This is a genomic window from Komagataeibacter europaeus (genome assembly GCF_002173515.1).
In the GTDB taxonomy this organism is placed as follows: Bacteria; Pseudomonadota; Alphaproteobacteria; order Acetobacterales; family Acetobacteraceae; genus Komagataeibacter; species Komagataeibacter europaeus.
Map to the genome: position 1 here is coordinate 204,072 of NZ_CP021467.1, position 13,310 is coordinate 217,381.

General features: G+C 60.8%; 10 protein-coding genes. 7 read left to right on the forward strand and 3 right to left on the reverse strand.

Features of this window, described 5'->3' with window-relative positions:
• Positions 1-135: 135 nt before the first annotated feature.
• The 3 genes from S101446_RS00950 to S101446_RS00960 are packed head-to-tail and all read right to left on the reverse strand — an operon-like array spanning position 136 to position 3,894.
• Complete coding sequence (locus tag S101446_RS00950) at positions 136-2,370, reverse strand: xanthine dehydrogenase family protein molybdopterin-binding subunit (RefSeq protein WP_087607299.1); 2,235 nt, start codon at positions 2,368-2,370, stop codon at positions 136-138.
• Between the two features lie 13 nt (positions 2,371-2,383).
• Positions 2,384-3,391, reverse strand: a complete 1,008-nt coding sequence (locus tag S101446_RS00955; RefSeq protein WP_087607300.1) for an FAD binding domain-containing protein — start codon at positions 3,389-3,391, stop codon at positions 2,384-2,386.
• Positions 3,388-3,894, reverse strand: coding sequence for a (2Fe-2S)-binding protein (locus S101446_RS00960; RefSeq protein WP_087607301.1), 507 nt, complete (start codon positions 3,892-3,894; stop codon positions 3,388-3,390). Before S101446_RS00960 ends, S101446_RS00955 begins: the two co-directional genes overlap by 4 nt.
• A gap of 572 nt (positions 3,895-4,466) precedes the next feature.
• Between S101446_RS00960 and S101446_RS00965 the strand changes: the two genes are divergently transcribed.
• The 7 genes from S101446_RS00965 to S101446_RS00995 all read left to right on the forward strand — a co-directional run bounded on the left by S101446_RS00965 (position 4,467) and on the right by S101446_RS00995 (position 13,289).
• Positions 4,467-4,745 carry a hypothetical protein gene (locus tag S101446_RS00965; RefSeq protein ID WP_087607302.1) on the forward strand — a complete coding sequence of 93 codons (279 nt, stop codon included), beginning with the start codon at positions 4,467-4,469 and terminating at the stop codon, positions 4,743-4,745.
• Between the two features lie 128 nt (positions 4,746-4,873).
• Positions 4,874-5,377 (forward strand): YciE/YciF ferroxidase family protein, encoded by a 504-nt coding sequence (locus S101446_RS00970; protein ID WP_087607303.1) that lies wholly within the window; start codon positions 4,874-4,876, stop codon positions 5,375-5,377.
• Between the two features lie 325 nt (positions 5,378-5,702).
• Positions 5,703-7,490: a thiamine pyrophosphate-requiring protein gene (locus tag S101446_RS00975; protein WP_087607304.1), complete on the forward strand. Its 1,788-nt coding sequence runs from the start codon at positions 5,703-5,705 to the stop codon at positions 7,488-7,490.
• A gap of 432 nt (positions 7,491-7,922) precedes the next feature.
• Positions 7,923-8,576: a cytochrome c3 family protein gene (locus tag S101446_RS00980; RefSeq protein ID WP_244184328.1), complete on the forward strand. Its 654-nt coding sequence runs from the start codon at positions 7,923-7,925 to the stop codon at positions 8,574-8,576.
• The gene (locus S101446_RS00985) at positions 8,555-11,437 is read left to right on the forward strand and encodes a 4Fe-4S dicluster domain-containing protein (protein ID WP_244184329.1); all 2,883 of its coding nucleotides are present in this window, start codon (positions 8,555-8,557) and stop codon (positions 11,435-11,437) included. Before S101446_RS00980 ends, S101446_RS00985 begins: the two co-directional genes overlap by 22 nt.
• Positions 11,434-12,804 carry an NrfD/PsrC family molybdoenzyme membrane anchor subunit gene (gene nrfD, locus S101446_RS00990; RefSeq protein WP_087607306.1) on the forward strand — a complete coding sequence of 457 codons (1,371 nt, stop codon included), beginning with the start codon at positions 11,434-11,436 and terminating at the stop codon, positions 12,802-12,804. Before S101446_RS00985 ends, nrfD begins: the two co-directional genes overlap by 4 nt.
• Positions 12,801-13,289 (forward strand): DUF3341 domain-containing protein, encoded by a 489-nt coding sequence (locus S101446_RS00995; protein ID WP_087607307.1) that lies wholly within the window; start codon positions 12,801-12,803, stop codon positions 13,287-13,289. Before nrfD ends, S101446_RS00995 begins: the two co-directional genes overlap by 4 nt.
• The last annotated feature ends 21 nt before the right edge of the window (positions 13,290-13,310 follow it).

A 13,310-nucleotide genomic window follows, 5' to 3' on the forward strand; every position in this document is an offset into this window, starting at 1 on the left:
CTCTTGTCAAATACGGTATCAGATGACGAAAACGCCTATAATTCCGGTGGTGTGTCATCGGCGCGCCGTGGGGGAATGAAGCGTGCGGAAACGGTATTTGCCGCATGCCAGTGTCTCCGGTATCGCTCCGCAGGCTCACGCGCCAGGGGTGATCGGCAGGTTGCGCTCCCGCCTGCCGGTCGCATGGAAAATGGCATTGGCGATGGCGGCGGCCGTCCCGCACATGCCGATTTCCCCCACGCCCTTGACGCCCAGCGGGCTGACCTCATCATCATGCTCATTCACGAACAGCACGTCCATGTCTGGAATGTCGGCATGGGCCGGAATGTGGTACTCGGCAAAATTGTGGTTCATGAAGCGGCCGACGCGCTCATCCATCAGGGAGTCCTCATGCAGTGCCATGCCGGTCGCCATCACCATGGCGCCGCGTATCTGGCTTGCGGCGGTTTTCGGGTTCATGATCCGCCCGGCGGCAACGGCATTGACCAGACGCGTCACGCGCACGGTGCCCAGTTCCGGGTCCACGCGTACCTCGCAGAAAACCGCGCTGTGCGTGAAACGGGCCTTGCGCATCTGGCTGATTTTTCCCCTTAGTCCCGGTTTCGCGGTCTCCTCGGCCTCAAGAACATCCTGCCCGGTCAGCGACAGGGCATCAGACAGGGACAGGCTGTCCTGCGCATTTTCGTTCATGCCATGCAACGCGCCGCCTTCCAGCTTCACGCTGTCCTGTCGTGCCCATAATGGCGCATTTTCGCATCTGGCCAGCGCCGCGAGCAGTTTCGTGCGCAGGCTGTGGCACGCAAGCCAGACCGCCGCACCGGCAGAGGCAGCCGTCCATGACCCGCCTTCCGTCGGGCATTCGGGCAGGGCGGAATCCCCCAGTTCGATATCGATCCGGTCCAGCGGCATGCCGAACGCCTCCGCCGCGGTCTGCGCCAGTATGGTATAGGTTCCGGTGCCAATATCGGAAGCCGCCGTGGCAATATGCAGCCGTCCATCCTGACCCAGCCGGGCACGGGCGGAAGTGGGGGAGAACATGGCATCCCATATGCCCGTCGCCATGCCCCAGCCAACCAGTTCCCTGCCATCACGCATGCTGCCGGGGATCATGGAACGGTCATGCCAGCCGAAATGCTGTGCGCCCTGGGCCATTGCGTCCCGCAGCGCCTTGCTGGTCAGGGGCATGTCATGCATGGCGTCAATATCGGAATAATTGTGCAGACGGAATGCCAGCGGGTCCATGCCGCAGGCATAGGCCATCTCATCAATGGCCATTTCCAGCAGGTTGACGCCGGTTGCCGCACCCGGTGCGCGCATGTCGCTGGACGTATAGGTGTCACGCGGTGCGACCTTGTAATCAGCCATGGCGTTCGGGCATCTGTAATTGATCAGTCCCCAGATGACGATGTTTTCCATATTGTGCTCGAAGCGCGACGTATCGGTCACGCCTTTGACAATCATGGACTGCAGGGTGCCGTCCCGGCTGGCGCCAAGGGCAATGTTCATGACGGCTTCGGGGCGGAAGGCGTGAGTGAACATCTGCGGTCGCGTCAGGGTCACGCGCACCGCTCGTTTCAGCATTTTTGCGGCCAGCGTGGCAAGGAAGACATTGTACACCGCCCGCAGGCCCGAACCGAATGCGCCGCCTACATAGGGATTGCGCACACGCACCTGATCCCTTGACAGGGAAAGGGCGCTTGCCAGATAGGCCTGCACCGCCTGCGGACCCTGTGTCTTGTCCCAGACCGTGAACGTACCGTCATCTTCCATGATGACGGTCGTGGCGTGCATTTCCATCGGGTTGTGGTGTTTGGGGGCCAGATGATAGCGACCCTCGGTTTTTACCGCGCTCAGCGCATAGGCTGCGGCAGCGTCGCCGCGGGATTTGGGCGGCACGTAATTGCTGCGTGTTTTCGATGGCATGTATTTCTGGTGCAGGGCAACTTCGAAATCCGCATTGTGCGGCCATCGTTCATAATCGACCCTGACCAGCATGGCCGCTTCACGCGCAGCCTCGAATGTTTCGGCAAGGACGACGGCGACGGGCTGCCCGTTGAAGTGGATTTCACCGTCATGCAACGGCCTGTAGGGCGCACCAGGTACGCCCAGGCCGTCCATGTACGATTTTTCGAACAATGCGGCATGGGGACGGTTGAGGTGGGTCATGATTTCGATCACGCCGGGAATCTGTCGCGCCTCGGCGTCGTGAATGGTTTCAATCCGTCCGCGTGCGATGGGGCTGTTGACAACGACGCCATACAGCATGCCCGGTGGGTGAGGCTCTGCGGCGTATTTCGCCTGACCGGTGACTTTCGCAACACCATCGATCCGCGAGACAGGCTGCCCGATATGCGTGGATATGACGTTCATGGCTACGTATCCTTCAGCGAATGGCCTTGTCGGTCTGGGATTGCGGCGTGCCGACTGCGGCCTGCCACAGCGCGCGTTCAATCACGCGCGGAGTCAGCCTGATCTTGGCGGCGTTGTCACGGTCCGCCACGGCCCCATGCAGAAGCCGTTCGGCAACATCGCGAAACAGCGAATGCGACGGTGGCTGACCGTTCAGCAGCGCTTCGGCTTCCGGCACGCACCACGGTTTTGTTCCCACGCCACCCAGCGCGATGCTGCCGCGCCTGATCCGGCCATCTTCCATCTGCAGCCCCACGGCTACCGAGACGATTGCAAACGCAAAGGACTGCCGGTCACGGATCTTGAGATAGGTATGATGCGGCCCGAACGGTGCGGGCGGCAGGTCGATGGCGGTCACGATTTCACCCGGTTGCAGGACATTGTCGCGCCATGGCGTATCACCGGGCAGGCGATGGTAGTCACGCACGCTGACCGTGCGTTCACCCTGCGGACCATGCAGGTTGACCGTGGCGTTGAGTGCTGCGAGGGCTATGCACATGTCGGACGGGAAGGTGGCGATACAGGCGTCACTGGTGCCCAGAACGGCCATGATCCGGTTGCGCCCGCCGCGTGCGGCGCATCCCGTGCCGGGCGAACGCTTGTTGCATGCCATGGCGGGATCATAAAAGTAGTGGCAGCGCGTCCTCTGGTTCAGGTTGCCGCCATTGGTGGCCATATTGCGGATCTGCGGGCTGGCCCCCGCCAGAATGGCCGAGGCGAGCAGGGGATACCTGCCTGTTACAAGGGGATGGGCCGCCGTATCGGCATTGGTAACCAGCGCGCCAAGGCGCAGGCCGCCATCGGGCCGGTCTGTCATATCGTGCATTGGCAGGGACTTGATATCGACCACATGGGCGGGCCGTTCGACATCCGATTTCATAAGGTCGATCAGGTTTGTCCCACCTGCAAGAAAGCGCACGGATTCCGCACCCTGACAGGCTTCATCAAGGGCGGAGGGCCGGGAATACGAAAAACTTCTCATGCCGCCTCTCCCGCATGATTGCCGCGCTGCTGGGCCACAATCCGTTCGATGGCGTCGATGATGCCGTTATAGGCGCCGCAGCGGCACAGGTTGCCGCTCATGAATTCGCGGATTTCCGCTCGGGAATGAATATGACCTTCTTCCAGCAGGGCGATGGCCGACATGATCTGCCCCGGCGTGCAGTAGCCGCACTGGAAGGCATCCGTGTCGATGAAGGCCTGCTGCATCGGGTGTAACCGGCCGTTCTGGCTGATTCCCTCAATGGTCGTGACTGCGGCATCCGGGATCGAGATGGCAAGGATGAGACAGCTTTTGACCCGCTTTCCATCAACCAGCACGGTGCATGCGCCACATTGTCCGTGATCGCATCCTTTTTTCGTACCTGTCAGGCCAAGCCGTTCCCGCAGCAGGTCGAGTAACGTGACAGAAGGCGGCAGATCGGCAGCATAGCCCTGGCCATTGATCTGGAGGCGACACGGCACGGCGACAGACACATGGGTCATGGGAAATCGCTCCGGCGGATACCTGGATTTTTCTGGGTCAGTGCAGGGTTTAAGGGATCAGCACGCCGCCGGTTGCGCCTGCAGGCACGAAAATGGATGTATAAAATTTCGGGGATGACGTCTGGGTGTCAATTATCGCCATACAGAACAGCCCCATATGAATATGCATAAATTAAATATTGGAATTTTTGTATAAAACCATTTTCGGGAATGATATTTCCCGTGTGCCCATGGAAACATATGGCACAGATATGGGTATAATCTTATGCCATGCAGGTAAATACAGGCATCGTATCCTCCCAGTATGCTCGCCATATTCACGGCTGTATGGCAGATATCTCTTCCTGCATTGCAATGCCCTGACCTGAACCCAGGAGGGTATGGTAATAATTATGATTTAAAATCATTCAGAATGAATTCAAAATGAAATATTCCCAATATGTTTTCATATTTTTATTTTCAGTAATATAATATTCTTCTCAAAATTTTTGAAACTGTATTCAGGCCCGGCGGTTTGTCCTGGGGCGGTCGGATGAACGATCGTCCCCAATCAGAAATAAAGGAATGGAAAAATGGCAAATCAGGGTGGTAGCCATGAACAGCACGTCAAGGCCGGCGAACAGAGCCACAAGAACACCGGCACATCGCATGGCGAGAAAAACGAGGGTGCCCACAGCACCGGCACCCGGGGCGGCACGCATGAACAGCACGTCAAGGCTGGCGAGCAGAGCCACAAGAACACCGGCACGTCGCATGCCGGAAAAGACGAGGGTTCCCACAGCACCGGCACCCGGGGCGGCACGCATGAACAGCATGTCAAGGCTGGCCAGCAGAGCCATAAAAACACCTGACATCCTGTTGGATACCGGGGGCGTCAGCGATCTGCTGCCGTCCCCCGGAATCTGAATGCTCCGGTCAACGCATCGACGACCGTGCGCCGACCAGGCGAGCGGTATCTTTTCGAAAATGGAGAAAATCAATGGGCCTGTTTTCAAAACCGATCAAAACCCTTGATGACCTGTTCGTGCATACCCTTCAGGACATCTATTATGCCGAAAACCAGATCGTCAAGAATCTGCCCACCATGGCCGAAAAGGCCGCTGAACCGGAACTGAAAGCCGCGTTTCAGGATCATCTGACGGAAACACGGGAGCATGTACGCAGGCTCGAACAGGTCTTCCAGATGCATGGCCAGCCCGTTAAGGGGGTGACGTGCCAGGCGATGGACGGAATCCTTACCGAAGCAAAAGACATCATCAGCGACTGTGACGACCCTGCGGTCCGTGACGCCGCCATGCTTTCGGCAGCCCAGGCGGTCGAGCATTATGAAATAACCCGTTATGGCAGCCTGATTGCCTATGCCCGACAACTTGGTCGCAACGACTGCGCGCGTGTTCTGGAACAGACACTTGCGGAAGAAAAATCTGCTGACCAGAAACTGACGCGCATTGCCGGGATAAGTGTAAACCAGCATGCGGCCTGAAGCCGGATATATATATGAAAAGGCTTGTCCTTCCTATCGGGAGAAAAGGGGCAGGGGACCCGGTCCCGGCTGCCCCATTCCATGTGCCCTGATGTAAAACGCTTTGTTTATAAAATAATTTCTACATATCAGGGCACGCATTGTTCATGTTCAGCATGAATAACCGGTTTCTCCTTGTGTCTATGCAAAACAGTTCTGCCAGAAGACAATCACACAGGGGGCGTACGCGCCCTGCATGTGACCGTTCGCGCCATACCCGGCGGAAAAGAAGTAACCCCTTCGAATTTTCGGCGTTGGCCAGATGTATCCGACAGGAGACCCCGAAATGAATGTCAGCGAATTCTTATGGAAACGCCTTCAGGAATGGGGTCTCAGGCGCGCTTACGGTTACCCGGGCGATGGGGCAGGCGGAATAGACGTGGCCCTGCAACGCGAAGTGGATGCGGGCAATGTTGAATACGTTCAGGTGCGACATGAGGAGATGGCGGCGTTCATGGCGACAGCCCATGCCAAGTTTACCGGGCAGGTGGGGCTGTGTTTCGCAACGTCCGGCCCCGGTGCCATCCACCTGCTGAACGGACTGTATGATGCCAAGCTGGACCATGTCGGTGTGGTGGCGATCATGGGCCAGCAGGCCCGCACGGCGATTGGCACGAATTACCAGCAAGAAGTGGACCTGCAGTCGCTGTGCAAGGACGTGGCATGCGAATACATCGTCACCGTGACCGAACCATCACAGATGCGCCATGCGCTGGACCGGGCCGTGCGGATCGCACGCGACAGACGCGCCCCCACGGTCGTGATCGTGCCCAACGACCTGCAGGAATTGCCCTATGCCGACCCGCCAATGGCCCATGGTTCGACCCATACGGGCATTGGTACGACAATCGGCAGCAAGGTGCCGGAGGATACAGGCCTGCGCGCCGCGGCCGAAATACTCAATTCAGGCAGAAAGGTCGCGATCCTGGCCGGCGCGGGTGCGCTGGAGGCAACGGACCAGTTGCTCCAGATTGCGGAAATCCTTGGGGCAGGAATCGCCAAGGCGCTGCTGGGCAAGGCCGCCGTGCCCGACGAACTGCCCTTCGTCACCGGTTCGATCGGGCTGCTGGGGACGAAGCCATCATGGGACCTGATGAAGGAATGCGATACGTTCCTTATGGTGGGGTCATCGTTCCCTTACAGCGAATTCCTGCCAAAACCCGGTCACGCACGCGGGGTGCAGATCGACATAGACAGCGCCAACCTGTCCCTGCGTTACCCGATGGAGGTCAACCTGCAGGGCGATAGCGCCGCGACATTACGCGCCCTGATCCCGCTGCTTCATCACAACAGTGACCGCTCATGGCGCGGCCGTATCGAAAGGGAAGTGGCGCAGTGGTGGAAAGTGCTGGAAGCCCGCGCCATGACCAGCGCCCGGCCGCTCAACCCGCAGCGTGTGTTCTGGGAACTGTCACCCCGTCTGCCCGAAAACGCCATCATCACCGCTGATTCCGGTTCCGTCGCCAACTGGTATGCGCGTGACCTGAAAATGCGCCGGGGCATGAAGGCATCACTTTCAGGTGGCCTGGCCTCCCTCGGGACGGGGACGCCTTACGCCATGGCGGGCAAGATGGCCTATCCCGAACGCACGGTCATTGCCTGCATGGGCGACGGGGCCATGCAGATGAACGGCCTGAACGTCATGATCACGATTTCCAAATACTGGAAGCAGTGGTCCAATCCCAGGCTGATCGTCCTGGTACTGAATAATCAGGACCTCAATCAGGTGACATGGGAAGAACGCATCCAGCTTGGCAGGGGCAAGACGGAATCAACCCAGTCCATCCCCGATTTCCCCTATCATCGATATGCCGAACTGCTGGGGCTGAAGGGTATTTATGTTGACGACCCCGCACACGTCGCCACCGCATGGGAAGAAGCCCTGAGCGCCGACCGCCCGGTCATTCTGGAAGCACGCACTGACCCCAACGTGCCGCCACTGCCCCCGCACATCACCCTGCAGCAGGCCAGGGCCTTCCTGTCCGCGCTCCCCACGGAACCGGAGCGGGCCAGCGTCATCCTGGGTTCGGCAAAGGAAATGCTGGCGTCCCTCCTGCCAGCAGGGAAATCTTGAGACGCCCGGGTTTACAGATCGACGGCGTCATGGCGCAGGCCTTTATACCCCCTGCCGACAGCCCGGAAGCCGATGGCACACGATGGCATGATCGGCCACGACAATCAGTGTCGTGCACGTCATAGCGGGGGCTTTACCGGCCTTGGCTATACCTATTCCGATGCCGCGGTAGCGCGCCCTGAAGCATCGGATTGTGGGGAGCGACCCGTATGCTCCGACAAAATTGCGGGACACGCCATCAGGCGGGCGTGCGGACATGGTGGCCAATGCAATCTCGGCTGTCGATACGGCGGTATTCACCGTCTTGTGATGGGATCGTTTTTTTCGGCAGTAACGTTCTGTCCGGGGGATGCCCCGAGCGTGCCGCGTACCTGCCTGTGACCAGATAAAGCCCGGTCCAGAAGGCCGCCATCACAGATGGAACGCAAACTGATGGGAGCACCGTTCACCCCCCGCGCCAATATCATCATGACGACATGCCTGGCCGTCATTGCCTGTGTGGTCATAAGTGTGTGCCTGCTGTGGTTTGCATGGCCGTATTCCGATTATGACCGGCATGTGGGCTGGGCTGTCGAACAGCCGGTTCCTTTCAGCCACCAGCATCATGTGGCTGGCCTGGGGCTTGATTGCCGCTTCTGCCACAGCAGCGTGGAACGCAGCGCTCAGGCCAGCCTGCCCCCAACCTTTACCTGCATGACGTGCCATTCACAGATCTGGACGAATGCCGCAGTGCTCGCGGCCGTTCGCGACAGTTTGCTAAGGAACACCCCCATGACCTGGCAGCGCGTGACCAATGTGCCGGACTATGTCTATTTCAATCACAGCATTCATGTCGCCAAAGGGGTGGGCTGCGAAAGCTGTCACGGCAACGTTGCCGCCATGCCGCTGACCTACAAGGCAAAAACACTGACGATGCAGTTCTGTGTGAACTGCCATCGCAACCCCAGTCCGAACCTGCGCCCGGCGGAAAACATATTCGACACGGACTGGCACCCCGGCCCCGACACACCGGGCGCACCCGCCTTGATGGCACGGTATCATCTTGGCAGGCGTAACCTTACGGAATGCTCGATATGCCACCGGTAGGGCAGGCGCCACGTACCGCCATCGAAATGTCGGACAGGGCGCTCGTCCGCCATTTTCCCCAGCTTGAATCCGCGCTGTCCCACACGCTGGATCGGCGGCGCATGCTCAAGCTGCTGGGGCTTGCGCTGGCCAGTGGCGGGGTGGCCGGCTGTGACCCCGGCACGCCTGACCGCGGCTTCGTTTCGGCCGTGCGCGCGGCGGAAGGTGTGGTGCCCGGTCTGCCCAATGTCTACGCCACGGCTCATGTGCGTGATGGTTATGCGGAGGGAATTCTGGTCACGCACCAGATGGGGCGGCCGATCAAGGTAGAGGGCAATCCTGGTCACCCCAGCAGCCTGGGCGCCACGGATGTGATGGCCCAGGCGCTGATTTACGATTTTTATGATCCCGACCGCGCCACGGGTCCGCTCCACAAAGGCATGCCGACCTCATGGCCGGATCTGGCCGCCGCCATGCAGAAGATGCGCGCAACCGCCATGACCCCACGCGTCGGTGGTACCCATGCAGGCGAGGGGGTGCGTATCCTGACCGGTACGGTCACGTCTCCCACGCTGGGCCGGACGATCGAACGGATCCTTGCCGCTTTCCCCGGTGCGGTATGGCATGAATGGGATGCGATCGGGCGTGAGAATGTAACGCGGGGCCTTGGTCTGGCTTATGGCGCACCTGCTGCGGTTATTGTCGATCCGGGACAGGCGGATGTGCTGCTCGCGCTGGATAGTGACCTGCTGGATAGCGCGCCGGGACATCTGAGCCATGCCCGCGCCTTTGCCACGCGCCGCAATCCGGTCAACGGCACCATGAACCGGCTTTATGCAGTGGAACCCACGCCGTCACTTACAGGCGTTGCGGCGGACCATCGCTTCATTGCAACGCCCGCCTTGATGAATGAGGTGATCGGACGCCTGTCGGCCCGGCTTTTGCAGAATGAAGCGCCATCGGGCGGTCCTGACTGGCTTTCCCCCGTTGCGACTGACCTGCGTGCCCACCCCGGCCGGGCCCTGGTGCATCTGGGACCGGATTACCCGCCCGAAGCACAGGCTGCCGTACTGGCCATGAACGAAGCGCTGGGCGGCCGGGGACAGGTGTTTGATATTGTTGAATCCCCTCTGTACCAGCCAGCCGTCCCCACCAGCACCCTGACGGCATTGATGGACGACATGGAACGGGGCGCGGTTCAGGCGTTGCTGATCCTGGACGTAAATCCGGCCTGTCAGTCACCACGCTTTGCGGCGGCACTGAAGCACGTGCCCACCAGTATCGCCCTGTCAGACCGCCCGCACGAGACGGCACTGGCCGCACATTGGCATGTGCCCCTTGCGCATGCGATGGAGGAATGGGGCGATGCACGCGGGCATGATGGCACCGTTGCCCTTATCCAGCCACAGGCCATGCCGCTTTATGGCGGGATGAACGCGCTCAGCGCGCTTCATGCCTGCCTGGGCCAACCCCTGCGCCCGGCCATGAACATGGTGCGCGGGACATGGCGCGACCGGCTTGCGTCATCACGTGACTGGCACGATGCCTTGGCGGCCGGTGTCATTACGGGCACGGCATCACGGCGCATGGACGTGCCGCTGCTGCAGGCGGCGACGCGCGTGGTGTCACCGGCCTGGCCTTCCCGTCCATCTTCCGGACCCGTCCTGCTGCTGCGGCCCGACCCGTATCTGTGGGATGGTCGCGGGGCCAGCAACCCATGGCTGCAGGAACTCCCGCGTCCTTTGAGCAAGGTGGTCTGGGACAACCCGCTGCTGATCCCGCCCGACATGGCGTGGGCCATGAACCTGCATAATGGCGACAGGGTCACCCTGACCTGCGGCACAACCCGCACGCAGCTACCGGTATGGATACAGCCGGGGCAGGCGACAGGCTGTGTGGTCGGGCTGCTGGGGTGGGGCCGCCGCCAGGCAGGCGGGACGGGCAGCAACGTCGGCTGCGATCTCTATCCGTTCCGTGATGCAACTGGTTCCGTTCAGATCGAGGCGGCGCGTGGGGACAGCATGCCTGTCGCCAGTACGGAACATCATGCCACGCTTATTGATGCATCCCCGTCTGATGTGGCGCGACATGGCACGCTGGCACAGTTTCGTGATCGGCCTGACTTCCTGGCCGCCGTGTCCGCGCCACAGGACACGCTGTACCGCCACGAACCCGATGCGCCCGTGGCCTGGGGCATGGGTATTGACCTCAATGCCTGTATTGGCTGCAACGCGTGTGTGACCGCCTGCCAGGTGGAGAACAACATTCCCGTGGTCGGTCGTGACGAGGTGCTGCGCCAGCGCGAGATGCACTGGCTGCGGATTGACCGTTTCTACGAAGGAACGGAGCATGCGCCCGATACGTTCTTCCAGCCGATGCTCTGCATGCATTGCGAACAGGCCCCGTGCGAGACCGTCTGTCCGGTAGGGGCCACGACGCATGATTCTGAAGGCCTGAATGTCATGGTCTATAATCGGTGTATCGGCACGAAATTCTGCTCCAACAACTGCCCCTACAAGGTCAGGCGGTTCAATTACTTCGCCTTTGCCGAACAGGAAGGCAGGCCCGCCATCAGCCGCAACCCCGATGTATCGGTCAGGGCGCGGGGCGTTATGGAAAAATGTACCTTCTGCGTGCAGCGCATCGCCCAGGCCCGCATTGCCGCCGATCGCGATGGAACAGGCGAGCACGTGGTCACCGCCTGTCAGGCCGCATGTCCCACGCAGGCCATAAGTTTCGGGGATATCAACGACCCCGGGGCCGAAGTGACGCGCCGCAAGGCCAGTCCGCTTACCTATGCCGCCCTGCCCGAACAGGGCACGCACCCGCGCGTGACCTATGAAGGGCGTATCCTCAACCGCAATCCGGCCATCCCGTCATGAAGGCGGAGACAGGTGCCGGGGTAGAAGATGACATCCTCGTCTTTCCAGCCGAGACACCACACTCCCTGACGGAACACATCTGCGCCACCACCCTGCATGAGGGCGAGGCGGGCTGGACACCCCTGTGGTGGTGGCTGGGCCTTGGCTTTGCCCTGTCGCTGCTGGGCATGGGGATCATTTCCGTTGCCTGGCTGTTTTATGCGGGCCTGGGCATATGGGGCATCGACTGGCCCGTGGCGTGGGGGTTTGATATCCTCAATTACGTCTGGTGGATCGCCATCGCCTCGGGCGGGACGTTCATTTCCGCCCTGTTTTTCCTGCTGCGCGCACCGTGGCGTACCTCGCTGAACCGGCTGGCCGAAAGCCTGACCCTGTGCGCGGCCCTGTGCGCGGCCATATTTCCCATCCTGCATCTGGGGCGGCCACGGTTTTTCTACTGGCTGTTTCCCTATCCCAATACCATGGGGCTGTGGGCCCAGTTCCGCAGCCCGCTGGTGTGGGATTTCTTTGCAATCCTGGCCTATGTGCTGTGCTCGATCGTGTTCTGGTATTTCGGGCTGCTGCCCGATCTGGCCACCCTGCGCGACCGGGCGCAACGGCGCTGGCAGCAGGTGTTCTATGGCGTGCTGGCGCTGGGGTTTCGTGGTTCGGGGCGGCAGTGGCGGCATTACCAGCCCGTGTATGGGGTCATGGCGGCGCTGATGGCGCCGCTGGTTGTTTCGGTCCACAGCATTGTCGGCATGGATTTCGCGGGGGGCGCCACAACCGGCTGGCATTCAACCCAGTTTCCGCCGTTCTTTGTCTTCGGGGCCGCCCTGTCAGGTTTTGCCATCGTGCTGCTGGCGGTCATACCGCTCCGCCCGGCCATGGGGCTGCAGCCATACATCACGCCGCGGCACCTCAACATACTGGGGTGCCTGCTGCTCACCAGCAGCCTGTGCATGGCCTACGCCTATGTGATGGATGTATTCTCGACCTATTATGGCCCTGACCCGGCGGACAGGATCATGTTCGCCTTTCGGCTGCATGGCCTGTACGCGCCCATCTACTGGGGCACTATCGTGCTCAATATCGTGTTCCCGCAACTGTTATGGTGGCGGGCGATCCGGCTTAACCAGTTAGTGGTATGGCTGGTCTGCCTGGGGGTGCTTGTCGGCATGTGGCTGGAGCGTTTCCAGATCATCGTGAGCAGCCTGGCACGCACGCAGCTTCCTTCCGCCTGGGGACAGTACACGCCCACCGTGTGGGAATGGAGCCTGCTATGCGGCAGTATCGGGCTGTTCCTGACCACTTTCCTCCTGCTCCTGCGCTTCATGCCCATGCTTGCGATGGCCGAGATGCGCACCATGCTCGGTAACCGGTCATGATCGTCGCGGCCTTCGCTACCGAAAACGCGCTGCATGCGGCCGCGGCCGAACTGCGGCGCGACCGGGCCTGCAGGGTCGAAACCTACGGCGCGGCCCCGCCACCCGGTGTGGTCACGTCCTCCGTCGTGCCGCTGTTCATGCTGGGTGGGGGCATGGCGGGCGCCGTGGGCGGATTTGGCATGCAGGTCTATGCCACGACACTGTCCTATCCGCAGGATATTGGCGGCAGGCCGGCCTTCTCATGGCCTGCCTACATCCCGGCCAGTTTTGAACTGGCGGTCATGGGGGCCATGCTGGCGGGCATTATCGGTTACTTCATGACCGTGCGCCTGCCGCGCCTTTATGATCCCGTGGATGAGGCCGGGGCCATGCATGCCGTCATGACAGGCGGCCATGTGGCTGTGGTGCGCGATGGCGATATCGGGGAGGTAATGAATACGCTCACCCGCCACGGCGCGCTGACGATTGAGGAAATCGGGCCATGAGGTGCCCGTGGCCACTGCACG